General features: G+C 63.0%; 22 protein-coding genes. 17 read left to right on the forward strand and 5 right to left on the reverse strand.

Translation table 11 applies throughout. The features are described 5' to 3' along the window. Positions 1 to 190: 190 nt before the first annotated feature. Together J2857_RS22515 and J2857_RS22520 are read left to right on the forward strand one after the other, a co-directional pair. A complete protein-coding gene (locus J2857_RS22515) occupies positions 191 to 1,054 on the forward strand; it encodes a DMT family transporter (protein ID WP_210012298.1) in 864 nt (287 codons plus the stop codon). An 87-nt stretch (positions 1,055 to 1,141) separates the two neighbouring features. Then, a complete protein-coding gene (locus J2857_RS22520) occupies positions 1,142 to 1,468 on the forward strand; it encodes a hypothetical protein (protein ID WP_210012299.1) in 327 nt (108 codons plus the stop codon). Between the two features lie 103 nt (positions 1,469 to 1,571). On the opposite strand, the gene J2857_RS22525 is transcribed toward J2857_RS22520, so the two are convergent. From J2857_RS22525 to J2857_RS22535, 3 genes are all read right to left on the reverse strand, one after another. Next, positions 1,572 to 2,267, reverse strand: a complete 696-nt coding sequence (locus J2857_RS22525) for a DUF2161 domain-containing phosphodiesterase (protein WP_210012300.1) — start codon at positions 2,265 to 2,267, stop codon at positions 1,572 to 1,574. 36 nt (positions 2,268 to 2,303) lie between these two features. Further along, positions 2,304 to 4,022, reverse strand: a complete 1,719-nt coding sequence (locus tag J2857_RS22530) for an ABC transporter ATP-binding protein (RefSeq protein ID WP_210012301.1) — start codon at positions 4,020 to 4,022, stop codon at positions 2,304 to 2,306. A 125-nt stretch (positions 4,023 to 4,147) separates the two neighbouring features. Beyond that, the gene (locus J2857_RS22535) at positions 4,148 to 5,089 is read right to left on the reverse strand and encodes a LysR substrate-binding domain-containing protein (RefSeq protein WP_210012302.1); all 942 of its coding nucleotides are present in this window, start codon (positions 5,087 to 5,089) and stop codon (positions 4,148 to 4,150) included. A 170-nt stretch (positions 5,090 to 5,259) separates the two neighbouring features. Between J2857_RS22535 and speB the strand changes: the two genes are divergently transcribed. The 15 genes from speB to J2857_RS22610 all read left to right on the forward strand — a co-directional run bounded on the left by speB (position 5,260) and on the right by J2857_RS22610 (position 20,023). Then, positions 5,260 to 6,318, forward strand: a complete 1,059-nt coding sequence (speB, locus tag J2857_RS22540) for an agmatinase (RefSeq protein WP_210012303.1) — start codon at positions 5,260 to 5,262, stop codon at positions 6,316 to 6,318. A gap of 73 nt (positions 6,319 to 6,391) precedes the next feature. Continuing rightward, positions 6,392 to 7,480 (forward strand): ABC transporter substrate-binding protein, encoded by a 1,089-nt coding sequence (locus tag J2857_RS22545; RefSeq protein ID WP_210012304.1) that lies wholly within the window; start codon positions 6,392 to 6,394, stop codon positions 7,478 to 7,480. A 98-nt stretch (positions 7,481 to 7,578) separates the two neighbouring features. Further along, the gene (locus tag J2857_RS22550) at positions 7,579 to 8,616 is read left to right on the forward strand and encodes an ABC transporter ATP-binding protein (RefSeq protein WP_210012305.1); all 1,038 of its coding nucleotides are present in this window, start codon (positions 7,579 to 7,581) and stop codon (positions 8,614 to 8,616) included. Continuing rightward, positions 8,613 to 9,467, forward strand: a complete 855-nt coding sequence (locus J2857_RS22555) for an ABC transporter permease (protein WP_210012306.1) — start codon at positions 8,613 to 8,615, stop codon at positions 9,465 to 9,467. Before J2857_RS22550 ends, J2857_RS22555 begins: the two co-directional genes overlap by 4 nt. Beyond that, positions 9,464 to 10,258 (forward strand): ABC transporter permease, encoded by a 795-nt coding sequence (locus J2857_RS22560; protein ID WP_210012307.1) that lies wholly within the window; start codon positions 9,464 to 9,466, stop codon positions 10,256 to 10,258. Before J2857_RS22555 ends, J2857_RS22560 begins: the two co-directional genes overlap by 4 nt. Before the next feature lie 12 nt (positions 10,259 to 10,270). After that, on the forward strand, positions 10,271 to 11,041 hold the full coding sequence (locus J2857_RS22565) for a carbon-nitrogen hydrolase family protein (protein ID WP_210012308.1): 771 nt from the start codon (positions 10,271 to 10,273) through the stop codon (positions 11,039 to 11,041). Between the two features lie 108 nt (positions 11,042 to 11,149). Beyond that, positions 11,150 to 12,229: an iron-containing alcohol dehydrogenase gene (locus tag J2857_RS22570; RefSeq protein WP_210012309.1), complete on the forward strand. Its 1,080-nt coding sequence runs from the start codon at positions 11,150 to 11,152 to the stop codon at positions 12,227 to 12,229. Positions 12,230 to 12,288: 59 nt separating this feature from the next. Then, positions 12,289 to 13,191: an IclR family transcriptional regulator gene (locus J2857_RS22575; RefSeq protein WP_210012310.1), complete on the forward strand. Its 903-nt coding sequence runs from the start codon at positions 12,289 to 12,291 to the stop codon at positions 13,189 to 13,191. Positions 13,192 to 13,399: 208 nt separating this feature from the next. Then, entirely contained in the window at positions 13,400 to 14,449 is a 1,050-nt protein-coding gene (gtdA, locus tag J2857_RS22580) for a gentisate 1,2-dioxygenase (protein WP_210012311.1), read from the forward strand. Positions 14,450 to 14,477: 28 nt separating this feature from the next. Continuing rightward, on the forward strand, positions 14,478 to 15,347 hold the full coding sequence (locus tag J2857_RS22585) for a fumarylacetoacetate hydrolase family protein (RefSeq protein WP_210012312.1): 870 nt from the start codon (positions 14,478 to 14,480) through the stop codon (positions 15,345 to 15,347). Further along, a complete protein-coding gene (locus J2857_RS22590) occupies positions 15,344 to 15,844 on the forward strand; it encodes a MarR family winged helix-turn-helix transcriptional regulator (RefSeq protein WP_210012313.1) in 501 nt (166 codons plus the stop codon). Before J2857_RS22585 ends, J2857_RS22590 begins: the two co-directional genes overlap by 4 nt. A gap of 189 nt (positions 15,845 to 16,033) precedes the next feature. Continuing rightward, positions 16,034 to 17,092, forward strand: a complete 1,059-nt coding sequence (locus J2857_RS22595; protein ID WP_210012314.1) for an alcohol dehydrogenase — start codon at positions 16,034 to 16,036, stop codon at positions 17,090 to 17,092. Continuing rightward, on the forward strand, positions 17,089 to 18,036 hold the full coding sequence (locus tag J2857_RS22600; protein WP_210012315.1) for a thioesterase family protein: 948 nt from the start codon (positions 17,089 to 17,091) through the stop codon (positions 18,034 to 18,036). Before J2857_RS22595 ends, J2857_RS22600 begins: the two co-directional genes overlap by 4 nt. Before the next feature lie 105 nt (positions 18,037 to 18,141). Then, entirely contained in the window at positions 18,142 to 18,957 is an 816-nt protein-coding gene (locus J2857_RS22605; RefSeq protein ID WP_210012316.1) for an SDR family oxidoreductase, read from the forward strand. 76 nt (positions 18,958 to 19,033) lie between these two features. After that, on the forward strand, positions 19,034 to 20,023 hold the full coding sequence (locus tag J2857_RS22610) for an AraC family transcriptional regulator (protein WP_210012317.1): 990 nt from the start codon (positions 19,034 to 19,036) through the stop codon (positions 20,021 to 20,023). Between the two features lie 167 nt (positions 20,024 to 20,190). Here J2857_RS22610 and J2857_RS22615 read toward each other — a convergent pair whose 3' ends face one another. Both J2857_RS22615 and J2857_RS22620 read right to left on the reverse strand, forming a co-directional pair. Then, the gene (locus J2857_RS22615; RefSeq protein ID WP_210012479.1) at positions 20,191 to 20,328 is read right to left on the reverse strand and encodes a hypothetical protein; all 138 of its coding nucleotides are present in this window, start codon (positions 20,326 to 20,328) and stop codon (positions 20,191 to 20,193) included. Between the two features lie 191 nt (positions 20,329 to 20,519). Then, on the reverse strand, positions 20,520 to 21,242 hold the full coding sequence (locus J2857_RS22620) for an enoyl-CoA hydratase/isomerase family protein (protein ID WP_210012318.1): 723 nt from the start codon (positions 21,240 to 21,242) through the stop codon (positions 20,520 to 20,522). Between the last annotated feature and the right edge of the window lie 4 nt (positions 21,243 to 21,246).

Below are 21,246 nucleotides of genomic sequence, written 5' to 3' on the forward strand. Positions count from 1 at the left end.
CCCTTCTGTTCCGCCCTTGTATCCACCGTACTGCTCCACAAACCATAACAGTTTCTGGAAATTGTATCGCATTGTCTCTGGCGCCGCCATGGCTTGCGGCCGATAGCGGGAAATACCCAAGGAATGCCTGCGATGAACGTCAAAGGGAGACGTTCAGGGCGATGCTTGGCAAAAATACAGGAGACTTTGGATGAACAACACGACAAGCGGCTGGATCAGCGGTTTCGTTGGCGTTTTGATCTTCAGCGGGTCGCTTCCCGCCACCCGAATTGCCGTTGCTGATTTCGATCCGCTGTTCCTGACCGTGGCGCGCGCCACGATCGCCGGGCTGCTCGCCATATGCCTGCTTTTGGCCTTTCGCGAAAAACGCCCGGCCCGGTCCGATCTTCTGCCGCTGGCCGTCGTCTCGCTCGGCGTCGTCATCGGCTTCCCGCTGCTGACGGCGCTGGCGCTGAAACACATCACCTCGGCTCACTCCATCGTGTTCGTCGGCCTGCTGCCGCTGTCGACGGCGACCTTCGGGGTGCTGAGGGGCGGCGAGCGCCCGAAAGCCGTCTTCTGGTTATTCTCCTGTCTCGGCAGTGCCATCGTCGTCGGCTTCGCGCTGTTTCAAGAAGAGGCTGCGTCCTCGGTCGGCGATCTCCTGATGCTGGGGGCGATCATCGCCTGCGGGCTGGGCTATGCGGAAGGTGCCAGCTTGTCGCGCAAGCTCGGCGGCTGGCAGGTCATCTCCTGGGCGCTGGCACTTTCCCTGCCGGTCATGCTAGCTCTGTCGCTCGCCGCGATGCCGGCTTCATTCCCGGATATCGACAGCACGTCCTGGTTCGGTCTCGCTTATGTCTCGCTGTTCAGCATGCTGATCGGATTCATCTTCTGGTACCGCGGCCTGGCGCTCGGCGGCATTGCGGGGGTAAGCCAGCTGCAGCTTCTTCAGCCCTTTTTCGGCCTGGTTCTGGCCGCCGCCCTTCTCGGCGAAAAGGTCAGTCTCGGCATGTTCGCGGCGACGCTTGCGGTGGTTGCCTGCGTAGCAGGCGCCAAGCGATTTGCACGTTAATTCGGCACGATCTGCTTTCGTCGTTCACGAATTCGGGAACCAAACGCGCACCGGGGCATTGTCAGGCTGCAGAAGGAGGAAGCAATCATGACTTTTGATCCCAATGACAGAAAGTTCGAAACGCGCGATCCGGACCTCCGGGCAACGGAAGTCCGTCGCAGTAGCAGCTCTTCGTGGGTGCCGTGGGTCGCCGTGATCGCCGTCATTCTGGTCGGCGCATTCGTATGGTCGCAGATGGGCGGTTCCTCGACCGACCCGCAGACCACGTCTTCGACCAACCCGCCGGTAACCGACAACTCCAAGTCGTCACCCGCACCGGCACCGATCACCCCGGCGGCTCCGCCGGCAGCTAGCCCTGCTCCGGCCACTCCGCCGGCCGGTGGTGCAACTGGCGGCACCGGTACGCAGCCGTAAGATTGGTGCTTGAGAGATACCCAAAGCTGTCCGCCTTTCGAGGCGGGCGGCTTTTCCAATTGGCAGAGAATGCCCGAGAGGCTTCTTTCCAAACTGTGCGGGGCTATTCGCCGATATCGTTTGGCAGGGTCTGCCCGATTTGGCCCGACACCGTTTGCGGCCAGCGCTCCAGCGCCTGCCGCCCCACATCCGTCAGTCCATAGATCCCCTTGTCGATGCGCTCGAACCAGCCGTAATAGTTGGCGCGAAGGATCGTGCCGGCAGTGGGCGCCGCCTGCTTCATGTCGCGCGGCCGAAGCGGGCCGCAGGCAAGCGCCGAGGCGCAGGCGAGCGCCTGCTGACGATAGGCGGTCATCACCGGCACCTTCGTGCTGCCACCGACGGCTGGATCGCCTTTGCGTTTCCGATGTTCATTGACCAGCCGCGTGCGCCGTTTCGGGTTGGTGCGCGGCATGGGCGAAACCGAACTGACCAGCACGCTCACATCGCCCTGATCGGAGACGCCGAGCATGCCGATTCCGAGCCGGCGGCAGAGATCGCGATACCGCTTGTCGGCCTCCCGGCCCCTGCCATTGGCGGAAATCCGGGCAGCGATCCAGACCTCGTCCGAAACCCCAGCCCGGTCGACCGCCTGCAGGATCAGTTCGAGATTGAACGTGAGCTTCAGCTCGCAGATCACCACGACCGGCGGATCAGCCTCGCTCAACCCCACCAGATCGCAACCACCCACCTCCCCCTTAACCTCGTATCCGAAGCTCTCGAGAAAGGTTTTGACGGGGAGATAAAGCGAAGTTTCCATGCGATCCGGCGGCAGTGAATCAGTCCATGGACATTATCACATCATCCCCGTCTGCGCCGCGTGAAGTCTGGTATAGGCGCCGCGTTTGGCGATCAGGTCCTGATGCGTGCCCTCCTCCAGGATGCCGTTACCGTCGATGACGACGATGCGGTCGGCGCCCTGGATGGTGGCAAGCCGGTGGGCGATGATCAACGTCGTACGACCTTGCGAGAGCTCGGCAAGCGAGCGCTGGATGGCGCGTTCCGTCTCGGTGTCGAGCGCGGAGGTCGCCTCGTCCAGGATCAGGATCGGCGGGTTTTTCAGGAACATGCGGGCGATTGCGACGCGCTGCTTCTGCCCCCCTGAGAGTTTCACGCCGCGCTCGCCGATCAGCGTGTCGAGCTCTTGCGGCAGGCCGGCGAGCATTTCTTCAAGCCGCGCCCGCCGCGCCGCCTCGATAATATCCGTTTCGCTGGCGCCGAGGCGCCCATAGGCGATGTTTTCACGGAGCGTGCCGCCGAACAGGAAGACGTCCTGCTGGACGATGCCGATCTGCTGGCGCAGTGACACCTTCGTCATCCTGCGAATGTCCATGCCGTCGATGGTGATGCTGCCGGCACCGATCTCGTAGAAGCGCGGCAGCAAAGAGCAGATCGTCGTCTTGCCGGCACCTGATGGACCGACAAAGGCGATCGTTTCGCCGGCGCGGATCGCCAGGTTGACGTTTTCGAGCACCGGCTTGTCCGGGCTGTAGCCGAAGGAGACGTTCTGATAGGCGATCTCGCCCCTGAGATGATCGATGTCGACCGCATCAGGCGCATCGGCGATATCCGGCTCGGTATCGATCAGTTCGGTGAAGCGCCGGAAGCCGGCGATGCCCTTCGGATAGGTCTCGATCACCGAATTGATCTTCTCGACCGGGCGGAAGAAGACCCCGACCAGCAGCAGGAAGCCGATGAAGCCGCCGGCCGTCAGTTCGCCCGACAGCACGAAATAGGCGCCGGCGACCATGACCACCATCTGGGTCAGCCGCATGCTCATGTAGCTGAGCGAGCTGCTGGCCGCCATAAGCTTGTAGGCATCGAGCTTGACGCGGCGGTAGTTCTGGTTGTCCTGTTCGAAGAGCTTTCGCTCGTGACTCTCGTTGGCGAAGGCCTGCACCACCCGGATGCCGCCGACATTCTCCTCGATGCGGGCGTTGAAATCGCCGACGCGCTGGAACAGGCGGCGGAAATTATGGGTCATGCGGCCGCCGAAATGGCTGGTGACCCAGGCGGTCAGCGGCACGACGACGGCGGTGATCAGCGCCAGCTGCCAGTTGACCGAGAACATCAGGGCAAGCGCACCGATGAAGGTCATGATCGCGATGAACAGGTCTTCCGGCCCGTGATGGGCGACTTCGCCAATCTCTTCCAGGTCCTTGGTGAGGCGCCCGACGATATGGCCGGTCTTCTGGTTGTCGAAATAGCTGAACGAGAGTTTCTGCAGGTGGTTGAAGGCCGCCCGGCGCATGTCCGTCTCGATATTGATGCCGAGCATGTGGCCCCAGTACGTGACGATCGCCATCAGGCCGGTATTGATCACATAGATAACCAGGAGCGCCGCCGAGGCGAGCAGGATCAGCAGCCATTCCTGGCTGAGGAGAAGCCGGTCGACGAATAGCTTCACTGCCATCGGAAAGCCTAGTTCCAGCATGCCCGAAATGATCGCACAGCCGAAATCCAGGATGAACAGGCCGCGATAGGGCCGGTAATAGGCAAAGAAGCGACGAAGCATCGGACACTCTAGGAAATCAATAGATGGAGAAGCAGGAATAGGTTTTTGAAAACGCTTAGCCGGGTTCTCCAGCGAGGTAAACCTCGGTCTCGTGGTCGCCCGGACAATAGATAGGGTGATAGATATCAGGCGCGGCGGCTGCGCAACAGGGTGCGCGCCGAGGTATGCGGTTCGGCGAGCTGGTCGGCCTCCAGCGAGGCGAAAAGCCAGTCGATGAACACCCGCACGATCGGCGCCGAACGCATGGCCGGCCGGCAGGCGACGTAGAAGGCGTCGTTGGCGGGAACGCTCAAGTCGAAAGGAACGACCAGTTCGCCGCGCGCGATCAGCTTGCTGGCGGTGATCGTGTCGCCGAGCGCGATCCCCTGGCCGTGCAGCGCCGCTTCCGTCGAAAACCGGGCGTCGCCCATGAAATATTGCTGCCGGCGCGGCAGGTCGACGGCATCCGCGGCGGAAAGCCAGGTGTTCCATTCACGCCCGTCCGCATCGCCATGCAGCAGGATATGGTCTTCGAGATCGCGCGTCGAACGCAGCGGCCGGCTGTTGAGCAGGGTCGGGCTGGCAACCGGAAAGAGCTGCAGGTTGCTCCAGAGCCGCGTCCAGGCATCCGGCCAGTTGCCGTCGCCGTAAAGGACGGCAACATCGACATCCGAGGAATGCAGCACGGCCGGATCATTGGAGGCGGCGAGCTTCAGCCTGACACCCGGGAACTGCTCTGTAAAGGAATTGAGGCGCGGCACGATCCAGAAGGAGAGAAGTGCCGGCACGCAGGTGATCGACAGTTCGCCTGAAGTCGCCGGCCGCTTCATCTGCGCGGTCGCGGCGGCGATCTCACCGAAGGCCTGGCTGACGGCGGGCAGCAAGAGAGCCCCCTCGGAAGTGAGCTTCAGTCGCTTGGCGCCGCGCTCGAACAGCGAGACCTTGAGCGAGCCTTCCAGCGCTTTGATCTGGTGGCTGACCGCGCCATGGGTAACGTTGAGTTCTCGGGCTGCCGCCGAAACCGAGCCTCGGCGGGCCGTCGCCTCGAAGGCGCGCAGCGGATTGAGGGGTGGCAGGCGGTTGGTCATATCGATCCCAAATTGATCTTAAGTGTTAGTTTTTCTCACAGCTACTGCTAGAACAATCTCAATTGCTTTTCCACCCGCACCTGACGGATAATGATGAAAACAAGGGCGACAAGCCCGGCGGAACAAAAATTAGGCTGCACACAAGCAGCCGGCAGACAGGCGAGGCGATCATGACATTCGACGCGAAGAAGCTCGGCGAATTGCGCGCAAAATATCTCGACAGCCCCGGCGGCGAGATCTTCGATCCGAAGTTCAAAAAGGTCGGCGAGAAGATCTTCGATAAGGCCGGTACCCGCGTCGCGCCCTATGCGGGCATTCCGACACTTCTCGATGCGCCCTACAGGCCGCTCGATGCGGAAAACCCGGATTTCGGCGACCTGCAGGTGGCGATGGTCGGCATGCCGATGGATCTCGGCGTCACCAACCGGCCAGGTTCGCGCTTCGGGCCCCGGGCGCTGCGCACCATTGAGCGCGTTGGCCCCTACAACCACGTGATGGAATGTGCGCCGATCTATGAGCTCAACGTGGCCGATATCGGCGACGTGGCTTTCCGCAGCCGATATCGGCTGGAAATGAGCCACGACGACATCGAGAAGCGCATCAACCAGATCGTTGATGCTGGCGTGCTGCCGCTGTCGGTCGGTGGCGACCATTCGATCACCCATCCGATCCTCAAAGCAGTCGGCAAAAAGACGCCGGTAGGCATGATCCATATCGACGCCCATTGCGACACGAGCGGCTTTTTCGACGAGACCAAGTTCCATCATGGCGGACCGTTCCGCAACGCGGTGCTCGACGGCGTGCTCGACCCCACCCGGACGATCCAGATCGGCATCCGGGGTGCTGCCGAATACCTCTGGGAGTTCTCCTACGAGTCCGGCATGACAGTCATCCACGCAGAGGAAGTGACCGGCATGGGGCTTCCGGCGATCATCGAGAAGGCGAAAAAGATCGTCGGCGACGGACCGACCTATGTCTCCTTCGATATCGACAGCCTCGACCCGAGTTTTGCGCCCGGTACCGGCACGCCGGAGATCGGCGGGCTCACCACCCGCGAAGTGCTGGAGCTGATCCGCGGCCTCAAGGGCATCAACATCGTCGGCGGCGACGTAGTCGAGGTCGCACCCCAATATGACGCGACCAACAACACCGCCCATGCGGGCGCCCAGATATTGTTCGAAATTTTGAGCCTGATGGTCTTCAGCCCTTCCGTGAAGGGCCGCGCCTGACATAAACTGCAGACAACAAGGGAACTCGCCAACCGGGCAAAAACCGGCGGGCCTAAAAACAAAGGAGAAAATCATGCGTGACATTCTGAACGCCAAACTCGGCCGCCGCGGCGTGCTCGGTGCCGGCCTTGCCGGCGCCTCCATGCTGGCCATGCCCTCGGTGCTGCGCGCCCAGGAGAAGTCGCTGAAGGTCGGCGTCTATGGCGGCTACTTCAAGGATTCGTTCGACAAGAACATTTTCCCGGACTTCACCAAGGCGACCGGCATCGCCATCGAATCCGTCGCCGAGCCGACCGGCGAAGCCTGGCTGGTTCAGCTCGAACAGGCCGCCAAGGCGGGTGCCGCTCCGGCCGACGTCTCGATGATGTCGCAGGTCGCCATGCTGAAGGGTCAGTCGACCAAGCTCTGGGCACCGCTCGACGCCGCCAAGCTGCCGAACTCCAAGAACCTCATCGACCACTTCGTCAACAAATATCCGGACGGCAAGATCGCCGGCATCGGTGCCGTTTCCTGGTACATCACGCTGGTGACCAATACGCAGGTCTACAAGGAAGCCCCGACCTCCTGGGCAGCTCTTTGGGACAAGGCCAATGCCGACAAGCTCGGCCTGCTCGCGCTCGTCTCCAACTCCTTCCTGCTCGAAGTGACGGCAAAGACCTTCATGGGCGGGACCAAGGCTCTCGACACCGACGAGGGCATCCTCAAGGCGCTCGAAAAGCTCGCGGAAGTGAAGCCGAACGTCCGCCTCTGGTATCGCGACGAAGCGCAGTTCGAACAGGCGCTGAAGTCGGGCGAAATTCCGATGGGCCAATATTACCACGACGTCACCGGCCTTGCCGCCTCGCAGGGCAGCCCAGTGCGCTCGACCTTCCCGAAGGAAGGCGGCATCCAGGATTCGGGCTGCTGGGCGCTGTCGCGTGCCTCGAAGAAGAGCGAGGAAGCGCACACGTTCATCAACTACATGTGCCAGCCGGCCATTCAGGCGACTCTCTCGCGGAAAGTCGGCACCTCGCCGACCGTCAAGCGCGACCTCCTCGACCTGACCGCCGCCGAATTCGCCTCCGTCTCCTCCGATATCGAGCCGATCATCCCGCGCTACGATCTCTACCAGACCAAGTCCGACTTCCTGAACCAGAAGTGGACGGAGATGATCGCGGGATAAGGTCATCATCTGGGCTGCCCCTCACCCTTTCCCCCAGGAGGAGAGGGTGAGGGGCAATTCATGTTATCTACAACCGCCCAAAGACGCGCGGAGACCGAATGTCCGGATTGAACCTCAGCCACGTGACGAAGCAGTTCGGCAATTTCACGGCCGTCAACGACGTGAGCCTTTCGGTTCCTGATGGCACGTTCGTCTGCCTGCTCGGGCCGTCCGGCTGCGGCAAGACCACGCTGATGCGGATGATCGCCGGCCTGGATTTGCCGACCGGCGGCTCGATCGAACTCGGTGGGGCCGATATCACCACTGTCCCGACCCATAGGCGCGAGCTCGGCATGGTCTTCCAGTCGCTGGCGCTTTTCCCGCACCTGACGGTCGGCGAGAACATCGCCTATTCGCTGCGCATCCGGGGTACGCCCAAGGACGCCCAGAAAAAACGCGTCGATGAACTGCTGGCGATGATCCATCTGCCGGGCTTTGCAGATCGTTCCGTAGCCAAACTCTCCGGGGGCCAAAGGCAACGCGTGGCGATCGCGCGCGCGCTCGCCATCTCGCCAAAACTCTTCCTGCTCGACGAGCCGCTATCGGCGCTCGACGCAAAACTGCGCGAGGCGATGCAGGTGGAGCTGCGCCAGCTGCAGCAGCGGCTCGGCATCACCACCATCGTCGTCACCCATGATCAGCGCGAGGCGATGACGATGGCCGATACGGTCGTCGTCATGAACGGCGGCGAGATCCGCCAGGCAGCCGCCCCGGTCGATATCTACCGCCGCCCGGCCGACAGTTTCGTTGCCGACTTCATCGGCCAGACCAACCTCCTGCCCGTCGAGGCCGATAGCGCCGGCCGCGCCAGTGTACTCGGAGAGGTGGTCGAAGGCATCGCGCTACCCGCCGGCACGGCGAAAGGCCTGTTGTCGGTCCGGCCGGAAGACGTGCAGCTCACCGCCCCCGGCCACGGCGCTATTGCCGGCACCGTCACCTTCATCCGTGATCTCGGCGGCGCCATCGAAACCTTCATGGAGGCAGGCGGAGCCCAGGTGATCGCCGTATCCGCGCCGCGCAACCGGCCGGACGTCTCGGTCGGGCAGAGCGTCGGCATAAGGCTCGATCCCGCCACCAGCGTGGTGCTCGCCAGATGAGACGCGAACCGCCGCAGCGTCTTGCCGATTACGGACCGCTCTTTTTCCCGGCGGGCATGCTGACCGTATTCTTCGTGGTGCCCTTCGCCACGATGATCGCCGTATCCTTCTTCCAGCGCGAACAGGGCGGCTTTTATACGGCCGCCTTCGTGTTCGACAATTACGCGCGCTTCCTCAGCCTGTTCTTCGGCAAGGTGCTCGGGTTTTCGCTGTTCCTCGCCGTCGCGGTCGCCGTCGCCTGCGTGGTAATCGGCATTCCCTTCACCTATCTCCTCTCCCGCTCGCCCCGAAAAATCCAGATCGTCTGGCTGGTGGCGCTGCTCTCCATCCTTTCGCTTTCGGAAGTGATGATCGGCTTTGCCTGGTCGACGCTGTTTTCACGCACCGCCGGCATCACCAACCTGTTCGTCTGGCTGGGGCTGATGGTGCAGCCGCAGGCGCTGACCCCGAGTTTCGGCGCCGTCATGACCGCCATGACCTATCAGGCCTTCCCCTATACGGTCCTGGTCCTCTATCCGGCGCTCGTCCGCCTCGACCCGACACTGACGGAAGCGGCGCGCACGCTCGGCGCCTCGCCCGTCAAAGCCTTCTTCACCGTCGTGGTTCCCGCGCTGCGCAACACCATTCTGGCGACGCTGATCATGGTCTTCATCTTTGCGCTCGGCTCCTATCTGCTGCCGCAGCTGCTCGGAAGGCCGCAGCACTGGACGCTGTCGGTGCTGATTACCGACCAGGCGATCTACCAGTCGAACATGCCGTTCGCCGCCGCCATGGCCGTCTTCCTGGTGCTGGTGTCGCTGGCACTGGTGGGGCTTGCGCTTTATGCCGGACAGCAGAGGCAAGCGAAATGACAGCACTGCGCCGCCTGTTCTTCTTCGTCGTCGGCCTGTTCCTGGCCCTGCCGCTGATCGTCGTCGCCGGCGTCTCGATCAATGCGCGCCAGACGCTCGCCTTCCCGCCGCAGGGTTTTTCGCTTTCCTGGTACGGCCAGATATTTACCAATGCCGAATGGCGCAATGCGCTGATCGCCTCGCTGACGCTTGCCGCCTCTTCGGCGCTTCTGGCACTGCTGATCGCCCTGCCGCTCGCCTGGTTCCTGTGGCGGCGGATCGCGCCCTGGGCCAATATATTCCAGCTTCTCGGCGTCGCGCCCTTCACCCTGCCGCCGGTCATCACCGCGCTTGGCCTGCTGACCTTCTGGGCGACCACCGGCTTTTACGGCCAACCATGGACGGCGGTGATCAGCCACGGCATCTTCTTCGTCACCCTGCCGCTGGTGACCCTGTCGCTCGGCTTTTCGGCCATCGACCGTTCGCTGGTAGAAGCGGCCGCCACGATGGGCGCCGACGACCGCACCGTGTTCCGCACCGTCGTGCTGCCGCTGATCCTGCCCTATCTCGTCTCGGGTTATGCCTTTGCCTTCGTTCTGTCGCTGAACGAGTATATCGTTGCCTACATGACCGTCGGTTTCACCATGGAAACCCTGCCGATCAAGATCTTCAATGCGCTGCGCTACGGCTATACGCCGACCATGGCGGCGGTGACGGTGCTGTTCCTGGTGATCGCGGCAGTGGTCTTCGGTCTGGTGGCGCGGTTCGGCGACCTGCCGAAACTGCTTGGCGCCATGTCGGACGAGCGCTAAAGGAAAAAGCCCATGAAGATCGCCGGTTTCCAGATGCAGCCTGTCGTCGGTGACGTCGAGGCGAACCTCGCCAAGATCGAAGCGGCGGCCGAAAAGGCTGCCGCCAAGGGCGCGGCACTGCTGATCGCGCCGGAACTGGCGCTGACCGGTTATGGCGCGGCGGAGGAATTTCCCGATCTCGCCACGCCCGCCCATGGCCCGGTGACCGACCGGCTGTCGGAGATCGCCGCGAACCATGGGCTCGCGATCGTCGCGGGCTTTGCCGAAAAGACCTTCGAAAACACCTTCAACAGCATCTTCTTCACCGACGGCAGAGGCCAGACGGCCGTCTACCGCAAATGCAACCTCTACGGTCCCTATGAACGCAAGTGGTTCGCCCAGGAAGACCGCCGACAGGTTCTGGTCACGCTCGGGGGCATCAGACTCGGCTTCCTGATCTGCTACGACGTCGAGTTCCCGGAAAACGTCCGGCAACTGGCAAAGGGCGGCGCCGATCTTATCGTCGTGCCTACGGCGCTGCCGACCGGCTGGTCGGGTCAGTTCATCGCCGAACACATGATCCCGGTCCGCGCCTTCGAGAACCAGGTTTTTGTCGCCTATATCAATCACGCCGGCTCCGACGATCTGTTCGCCTATGCCGGCCTGTCGCGGATTGCGGCACCGGACGGCAAGCTGATTGCCGAGGCGCCTGCCGAAGGTGAGGCCCTGATCATCGCCGAGATCGACCCGGCGGCTTACGCGCTGTCGCGGGCGGAAAACACCTATCTCGCAGATCTGGTATGAGTTCCAGGCCGGATATATGGCCCTCAAGTCAATACGACCTTAGCTAAACTCCCATTTCCTTTGATAATGTTGTATAGCATTCGACGCTACAGCATTCCGGGGGGAGTCATGACGCGTATATTCCGGGCGCCGGCCTTTTATATTCAAGGCCCAGGAGCTCTGAGCCAGCTCGGCGAAAAGGCGGCGACGCTCGGCCGTTCGGTCGTCGCGATCTGCGATTCGCTCGTGCTTCCCCATATCGAGCCGGATCTGACCGAGGCTCTCAACCGGCAGGATATTTCGCCGACCGTCATCCCCTTCGATGCGGACGTCACCTACAGGGAAATGGACCGCCTCGCCGAACTGGTGCGCGCCGGGGGCGGCGAAGTCGTGGTCGGCATCGGCGGCGGCCGCACGCTCGATGTCGCCAAGGGCGTCTCGCGCCGCACCGGCCTGCCCTTCGTCAGTGTCCCGACAGTCGCTTCCACCGACGCCCCCTCGACGCGCGGTATCGTCATCTACGACGACCATCACACAATGATCGCCGTCGAACAGATGGACCAGAACCCGGCATTTGTCATCGTCGATACGGCGATCATCGCCAAAGCCCCCGCCCGTCTGCTGCTCGGCGGCATCGGCGATGCGCTGACCGCGAAATTCGAGACCGAAGGCACCTGGAAGGGTACCGGTCTTTCCAAGCAGGGCACTCGGCCGCTGAAGACGGGTGTGATGCTCGGCGATGTCTGTTATCGTATGCTGCTCGAACACGGGCCCGGCGCCATGCGGGTGGCCGGCACCGGCGAGGTGACGCCGGATCTCGAAGCCGTCATCGAAGCGATCCTCTGGCTCAGCGCCGTCGCGTTCGAAAACACCGGCCTTTCCATCGCCCATGCCGTCGCAACCGAGCTCGGGGCAATTGAAACGGTTCGAAAACACTCGCTGCATGGTGAACATGCCGCCTATGGCACACTGGTGCAGGCCGTTGCAGAGGGCCGTGCTGAGCAGGAACTGACGACACTGCTCGGCTTCTACGACGAGATCGGCATGCCACGCCGGCTTTCGGCACTTGGCATGCCGGATATCGACGAGTGGGCGATCGAAAGCCTTGCCGTCCGATGCGCAAAAAGCCCGTTCATGGTCAACCAGGAGCGGATGCTCGACGCGAATGACCTTGCTGCCGCCTTTCGGACTGTGGAAAACTACGCATAAAGCCGGCTCGACCTGCTGCAAATATAGATATAATCATCTGGGAACACAGGGGATTTAGGATGCCGTCAGATAAGGCCAAGGCGCCGGAGGAATGGACCCAGCGCCGCATTCAGTCGATCGAGGTCGGCTTCCAGGTCATCCGCGCCATGGAGGCGGCGAACGGCCCGCTGCCCCTGCGTGACATTGCGGCCGCCGCCGGCATGCCGCCAAGCAAGGCGCATCTCTACCTCGTCAGCTTCGTCAAGGAAGGCGTCGCCTTCCAGGATCCGGTCACCGGTCACTACGGGCTCGGCCGCTTCGCGATCCAGCTCGGCCTGTCCGCCATCCGCCAGCTCGACGTGGTGGAGTTCGCACGCGAAGAGCTTGCGGCCCTGCAGCGCACCGCCGGCTTCGCCACCTATCTTTCGCTCTGGGGTGATCGCGGCCCGGGCATCGTTTCCAAGGTAGACGGCGAGCGGCAGGGATCGCTTGCCGTGCGCCTCGGCTACGTGCTGCCGCTCCTCACCTCGGCAACCGGGCAGGTCTTCCTCACCTATCTCAACGAGAGCGAGACCATGGCGGTGCGCCAGGACGAGATCGCTGCTGCCAAGCGGGGTGCGTCGGATGACGCAGCCTCGCTCTCGCCGCGCGTCACCACGACCAAGGAAATCCAGAAGATCATCGAAACCGTGCGCCACCAGGGTTATGCGATGACGGTCAACAGCATCAATTCGAGCTTCGCCGCGGTCGCCGCGCCGGTCTTCGACTATAGCGGCCGGATCGTCGCGACCATGACCGTGCTCGGCTCCGACAAACAGCTCGCCGGCCCCCGCAAGAAGCCGACCATCGACGCTCTGCTCGCCGCAGCGCACCGGCTTTCGGAGCGGCTGGGCGCACCTGGGAGGGGGGCGAAGAGCGAGGACAATGTCAAGCCCCCCGTGCCGCCGAAGCCGACGCGGGTGAAGAGCCCCGCGGGGCGGTGATCAAAGAACTTCCGGGAAATTGAAATGCCCCTCATCGGGCTGCGGCCACCTTCTCCCATTTTTCACGGGGAGAAGGGATATGCCGCAACGTGGCCGCGCCCCCCGGCGCGGAGTGAGGGGCGATCACGCCTGCTTCGCCAATTGACCCCGCCAAATTAATTAGTATACCTTACGATCTCCGGCTGGAGGAGCCGAAGAGGAGGGTTTCATGCACGAGGTCGATGCAGCCACCGCTGCGAAACGGGAAGAGTTTTATGCGCGGATCAAGCCCCACAACATGGCGCCCCTCTGGGAGGTGATGAAGGGCATGCTGCCGCCGGAGCCGACCTCCAGGGCGCAGCCGCATCGCTGGCGTTATGGCGACATCCGCCCGCTGATCCTCGAATCCGGCAGTCTGCTGACCGCCGAAGAGGCCGAGCGCCGGGTGCTGATCCTCGAAAACCCCGCTTTCCCGGCCCAGTCGCGGGCCACGTCGACGCTTTATGCCGGCATCCAGATCATCATGCCGGGCGAAGTGGCGCCGGCCCACCGGCACACGCCCTCGGCGCTGCGCTTCATGCTGGAAGGCTCCGGCGCCTATACGACCGTCGGTGGCGAGCGCACCCGCATGGCCTTCGGCGATTTCGTCATCACGCCGGTCTGGGCCTGGCACGACCACGGCAATGACGGCACCGACCCGGCCGCCTGGCTCGACGGTCTCGACGTGCCGATGATCGCCTTCTTCGAAGCCGTGTTCCGCGAGGACTATAACGACGCCGAACAGGAGATCCTGCGGCCGGAAGGCGACTCTCTTGCCCGTTTCGGTTCCGGCATGCTGCCGATCGGCAGCACCAGCCCCTATGGCCAGACGACGCCGATCTTCAACTATCCGTACGAGCGCAGCCGCGAGGCACTTTACCGCGTATCGCGCGGTGAGGAGATCGATGCCTATATCGGCACGACGCTGCGTTACGCCAATCCGCTCGATGGCGGCTGGACGATGCCGACCATGTCCGCCTGGCTCAGCCATTTCCCGAAGGGCATGGAAACGGCAAAGATCCGCTCGACGGACCATATCGTCATGTGCATCGCCGAAGGCACCGGCTCGATCACGATCGGCGCGAAAACCTTCGACTTCGGACCGAAGGACGTGATCGTCGTGCCCGGCTGGTCGTGGCGCTCGTTCAAGGCGAACGAGGACGTCGTCGTATTCTGCTTCTCCGACCGCGTGGCGCAGGAGAAGCTCGGCTATTTCCGCGAAGACCGCACCCGCGTCTGAGCGGACACCAGGATCAGGGAGAGAAATCATGCGTTTTTGCCGCTATGACGATAATCGTCTCGGCGTGGTCGTCGGCGATCAGGTGAAGGACATCACGAGCGTCCTCGACCGCCTGCCGAACTACCGTTACCCCTTCCCGCATGGCGACCAGTTCATGGCCCATTTCGCCGAGCTGCGGCCGGTCATGGAAGAGATGGCGAAGACGGCGCCTTCCAAGCCGCTGGCCGACATCGCACTGCTGAGCCCGATCGCCAATCCCGGCAAGATCGTCGGCGCGCCGGTCAATTACCGGCTTCATCTCGACGAAGTGCTGGACAGCGACCAGCTGCATCACGGCATGAAGATCAAGCCAATCGCCGAGGCCGGCGTGTTCCTGAAGGCGACGAGCTCGCTGATCGGCCCGTCGGAAGGCGTCGTCGTCGACTGGGCCGACCGCCGCACCGACCACGAGATCGAACTCGCCGTCATCATCGGCAAAAAGGCGTTTCGCGTGTCGGAAGCCGATGCGCTGGATTACGTCGCCGGCTACGCGATCTGCTACGACATCACCATCCGCGGCCCGGAAGAGCGCAGCTACCGCAAGTCGCTCGACACGTTCAGCGTGCTCGGCCCCTATGTGGTGACCGCCGACGAAATCCCGAACCCGAACAATCTCGATTTCGAACTGACGATCGGCGGCGAGAGCCGCCAGAAGTCGAACACCAGTATGCTGATCTTCAACGTCCAGAAACTGATCGAATTCGCCAGCAAGGCATACACGCTTCATCCGGGCGACATCATCATGACCGGCACGCCGGAAGGCGTCGCGCCAATCGCTCCCGGCGACGTGATGCACGGCACGTTCGAAGGCATCGGCAAGATGGACGTGAAGGTCTACGGCAACTGGGACAAGACATGAGTTCGGACCCTAACCCATCGGCAGAGGGGGACGGGCATGCCGTCCTTCTCGACGGTGTCGTCGGTATCCGCATCCGGCGCCTGCAGGCGCTGTTCGGCAGCCACTGGCAGAACTGGTTCCGCGCCCGCTCGCTGGCGGTCACCCCGGTCCAGGGCGGCGTGCTGCTGCTGATCCGCCGGTATCCGGGCATCAGTCAGATCGCGCTCGCACGCCGCCTGCGCATCGAACCACCGACGCTGATCCAGACACTCGCACCCCTCGTCAAGCAGAAGCTGGTCGAACGCGATCGCGCCGCTGATGACGGCCGCGTCTATGAACTGCGGCTCACCAAGGCAGGGTTCGAGGCCGCCGCCCTCGTGGAAACTTCGATGCCGCAGCACGAGGCGGATTTGTTGCGGTTTTTGTCTGCCGAGGAGCGGCAGGTGTTTCTGGAACTGCTGGACAAGGCGATTGCAGGTGCAGAGGCGGCGATCGAGGGGCAGGAGAAGGCGGAGTAGCCTGCACCCGCCTGGAGGAAGGCCTGGCGTCTCCCCTCCTCATCCCTGTGCTCGTCACAGGAACGATGGAAGAATATATGGGGCATCCCAGCCCCTCAGGCCATCTTCTCAAGCCAGCCACCCATTTCCCGATTGCCACATAACAGGCGGCCTGATATTCATTCCCATGCATCTGGGAGGAGCGGCATCATGCGGTCATGGAAGGTCTTCGAGGCGTCGGAAGTGTTGCGGGAGGTCGAGGAGGCGAACCCGCAGCCCACGGGCAGTGAAGTCGTCGTTTCGGTGTCCCATTGCGGGCTCTGCCATTCGGACCTGACCCTGTGGAAGGGCATTTTCGACATGGGCGACAAAAAGGTGTCGATCGACAGCATCGGCATGAAACACCCGCTCACCCTCGGCCACGAAATCCTCGGCACCGTCACTGCCGTCGGCCCTGAAGCCACCGACGTCAAGGTCGGCGACATCAGGCTCGTTTATCCCTGGCTCGGCTGCGGCGAGTGCGATGTCTGCCACGCCGAGCAGGATAACCTCTGTATGCAGGGCCGGCCGCTTGGCATGCGCAGGCCCGGCGGTTTCGGCAGCCATGTCGTGGTACCGCACAGCCGCTATCTCATCGACATCGGCGATCTCGACCCGGCACTTGTCGCCACCTATGCCTGTTCCGGCCTCACCGCCTATTCGGCAATCAGGAAGGCCATGCCGGTCCGGCCCGATGAAGCAATCGTCGTGGTTGGCGCCGGCGGGTTAGGCCTCAGCGGCATCGTCATCCTCAAGGCGCTCGGTCACCAGAACATCGTCGTGGTCGACGTTTCCGAGGACAAGCTGAAGATCGCCGCGGATGCCGGCGCCCACAAGACCATGCTATCCACCGGCGACGACGTGACGAAGACGATCGTCGATGCGGTCGGCCGACCGGTGGGCACCATCATCGATTTCGTCAACAACAGCCAGACGGCGGCCTTTTGCTTCCCGGCGCTGGCACGCGGCGGCCGCATCATCATGGTCGGCATGTTCGGCGGCCAACTCACCATCCCGACCATGCGCATGGCGCAGGGGGGCTTCAGCCTGATCGGCAGCATCACCGGCACGCTACAGGAACTGCGCGACCTCGTGGAGCTCGCAAAAAGCGGAAAACTCGATGCCATTCCCTACGAGGCAGTGCCTAAATCATCGATCAACGACGCGATGAACCGGTTGTCCAGAGGTGAGGTCAAGGGACGTATCGTTCTGGAGGAGGAGCCGGCGTGAGTGCACAGCAAGACGAAATGCATGAAGTCTGGCGCGGCAGTGTGCGCCAGTGGGAAGTTGACGAGAACGCTCACTGGAACACGCAATATTATGTAGCCCGCGCCAACGAGGGTCTCGCGGTTCTGTTCGGTCTCAACGGCCTGTCCGGCCTCCTCTCGCCCTCGTCCGCCACGACGATCGCCTATAACGAGCATCATATCCGCTTCCATCGCGAGGGCCATGCGGGCACCTCGCTGCACATGACCGCAGGTTTCCTCGATATCGGCGAGACGACGGCGTTTGCGGTTCTCATGCTGCACAACAGCCATTCCGGCCAGCTTGCCGCGAGCTTCAGGGTGCGGCTGACCCATGTGGATACGGCTGACCTGAAGACGCCGCGCCCCTGGCCCACGGCCTTCCGCGAAAAGGCCGCCAGCTCGCTGGTCGAGGCCCCGAGGGAGTCGCTCGCCCGCGGCACCGGCGACGAACCGGTGACGATCAGCGCCTCCCGCGACCGGGCGGTTGCGCTCGGCCTGAAGCGCACTGCGATGAGCCTGATCGAACGGGAAGCCTGCGATGCCTTCGACCGCCTCGGCCCGCAGAAATTCATCGGCGCGGTCGGCGGCGGCGTGAAGCAGCTCACCGGCCCGATCCGCGAAATCGTCAGCAAGCACGCTGAACCGCCGCCCGGCAAGATCGGTGGAGCGGTGCTGGAATTCCGCATTCTCTATGGCGAGACCCCACGCGTCGGTGACTGTTTCGAGATCTGGGGTGGTCTGCAGAAGACCGACCAGCGCGTCATGTCGCTGATCTTCTGGATGGTCGATCCGTTCACCGGCCGGGTGTTCGGCACGATGCAGTCGATCGCGGTGGTGTTCGATCTCGATGCGCGGGCGATCGTGCAGATTTCTCCGGCGGCGACGGAGGCTTTGGCTCCACTGGTGACTGAGGGGTTGGCGCTTTAAAGCTGCAGTTCCTGGCGCGATCCGATAGTCGATTGGCATCTCTCGCCAGTGCGCGTGGCGCGGTCTGCCCCTACCTTTGTGTTCATCAACACGAAGGAGAACCCCATGACCAAGACCATCCTCATCACCGGCACGTCCAGCGGCCTCGGACGCGCCACCGCCAAGCTCTTCCACCAGAACGGCTGGAATGTCATCGCCACGATGCGCACGCCCGAGCGGGAGACCGAACTGACCCAGCTCGACAACGTGCTGGTTACCCGTCTCGACGTTCAGGACGCCCCCTCCATCCGCTCGGCTGTCGATGCGGGCATCGCCAGGTTCGGGCGGATCGACGCTCTAGTGAACAATGCAGGCTATGGCGCATACGGTCCGCTGGAGGTGACACCTTTCGACAAGATCCGTCGCCAGTTCGACGTCAACGTCCTCGGCCTGCTGGCGACGACGCAGGCCGTGCTTCCTCATTTCCGCGCCAACCGCAGCGGGACCATCGTCAACATCTCGTCGATCGGCGGCCGCATGGCCTTCCCGCTGGGCACGCTCTATCACGGTACGAAGTTCGCCGTGGAGGGCCTGTCGGAGTCGATGCAGTATGAACTCGCGCCGCTGGGGATCGCGGTCAAGGTCATCGAACCGGGTGGGATCAGGACCGACTTCGGCGGCCGCTCGTTCGACATGAGCAATGACGAGAGCCTTGCCGAATACCAGCCGCTCGTGCAGTCGCTGTTCGGCTTCTTCGGCCCGATGATGGAGAAGGCTTCTGAGCCTGAACTGGTGGCCGAGGTGATCTACGGAGCTGCCACTGACGGAACGGACCAGCTTCGCTATGCGGCAGGCGCGGACGCGGTCCAGATACTCGCAAGTCGGGCGGCATCCGACGACGCGACCTTCTTCGGCGGCATGAAAGCGCAGTTCGGGCTCTGACACTCCTCCTGTCGCTCCGCGCCATTCCTGACGCGGAGCGATAGACAATTGGCGCGACGAGATTCTAAGGTTCCTCATGCAAACGCTCACCTACGCCCTCGACACGACCTGGCGCACCTTGCTCGCGGACCTCGGCATCGTGCCGGCGAATGTGCTGCGCCGTGCCGGCCTTCCGGACGATTTGCTGCACCAGCCTTCGGTGCGGCTTGAGCCGGAGGATTACTATCGTCTCTGGGAAAGTGCCGAACAGGAGAAGGGCGACCCTCTTTTTCCCATTCGAGTCTGCGAGGCCGTCCGCGCCGAATCCTTCTCTCCGCCCCTGTTCGCGGCGCTGTGCAGTCCCAATCTGCTGGTGGCCACCCAGCGCGTCGCCAAATACAAGAAGCTGATCGGCCCGATGCAGATGGAAGTACGCGAAGACCGCGACATGCTGACCATCGAGTTCGCCTGGCTGGATGGGCCGCGGCGCCCTCCGGCGTCCCTGGTGACAATGGAGCTGCTTTTCTGTGTCACCCTTGTCCGAATCGGCACCCGAGAGAGCATCTCTCCGATCGATGTAACCACGACAGACCTGCCGTCGCCGTCAGCGCCCTATGAGGATTTCCTGGGCGCTCGTCTCCACCGTGGCCCTCGTCATACGATCAGGTTTGCAAAATCCGATGCCGTCCGCCCGTTCCTGACGTCGAACGAGCCTCTTTGGGCGGCGTTCGAACCTGACCTGCGCCAGCGTCTGGCAAACCTCGACGCATCGGTGAGCGTCGCGAAACGGGTCCGGGCCGCACTTCACGAGGCCATCCCGAGCGGCCTGACGACCATGGAGGCCATCGCCAACAAACTGGCGGTGAGCAAGCGTACGCTCCAGCGCCGGATCGAAGCCGAGGGTACGAGCTTCCAGCAGATTCTGAAGGAGACGCGGGAAGCGCTGGCGCGCCATTATCTGGAAAAAACGGCCCTCCCGGCGTCGGAGATTTCATTCCTGCTGGGCTTCGACGAGCCCAACTCCTTCTATCGGGCATTCCGCAGCTGGACGGGGAAAACCCCCGACAGCATCAGGCAGCACGCCTAATCCCGCAATGACCGAGTTGGGGCCGGAGACACCGACTTTGCATGTCTGAGCGACGGGGCTGTGCATCTATCCGCGGGCCGGCCCTGACGCCACCGGCAATTCGTGGCGTCAGGGCTTCACTCCGGCTTGTGCACCCGAAGCAGCTCAGGCTCGCAGACGCAGGCTATTCACACTTCCGGCGGGCGAGCGAAACCCCGTTCAACATGATCTTCGAAGTGGTGGTCGCCAAGCACGACGAGAACGCCGGACACGCCAGCGCCGAGATCGCCCACCAGGCGACCGACAAGTGCATCGACTTTCTGCATATCAGCTTCCTGCATAGCATCCTCCCTAGATGCGCCAGCCCCAGCCCTGCGGGATTCCACGCCGAGGCGGCACACCGTCAATGATCGGAAGGCTTACCACCTGACCGAAGGGTATTGGTTTCGAGATTGCCCAATCCGCAGCACCGTCTATCAGCGGGAGAAGATGAGGGGGTCTCACAGCGGCGATGGAATCAGCGGAACTTCTCCCCCGTCGCGACGCAGTTGATCAGCGCCGCCAGTTCCTTGCGCGATGCAAACGAGGTTTCCGGGCTCATCGACAGGAAGGCCTTGATACCGCGAACGGTCGGCACCGAGTTCTTTTCGAGCTGGCCGACGACGCGTTCCACTTCCGCATCGATGCCGGCATCGGCAACCGTGATGCCGACGATGCCGAGCATCTTGGCTTCGGTGGCGGGGATCACATCGCGGGTGAAGACCATGCGCGCGAGCGTGGCGCGCGAAACCCGGTCGGCGAGCGCATTCAGAACCAGCGTCGGGGCGATGTCGTGGTTCATTTCCGGCACCTGGAAGGTGGCGCTTTCGGCAGCAATCGCCACGTCCGCGAGGGCGGCGATGGCGCAACCGACGCCGGCGGCCTTTCCGCGGATGGCGGTGATGAACGGAACCGGGATTTCGCGCAGCACTTCATAGAAATCGAGAACCGGATCCGAGATCGCGTTGCGCAGGTCGAGCGCGGTGGCACGAGAACCGGCGGCCGGCATGGCGGCGCTACGGCCAGTGCAGAAATCACCGCCCTTGGCGTTCATCAGCACGACGCGGGTTTCCGGCGACAGCGACTTCAGCGCGGCGGTGATCGCCTGCGCCATCTCGGGCGTCAGCGCATTGCCCTTGTCGGGACGGTTGAGGGTGATCTCGAGGACGTTCCCCCGGGTATTAATCAGGACTTCGGACAATGTT

Source organism: Neorhizobium galegae (assembly GCF_017877055.1).
In the GTDB taxonomy this organism is placed as follows: Bacteria; Pseudomonadota; Alphaproteobacteria; order Rhizobiales; family Rhizobiaceae; genus Neorhizobium; species Neorhizobium galegae_D.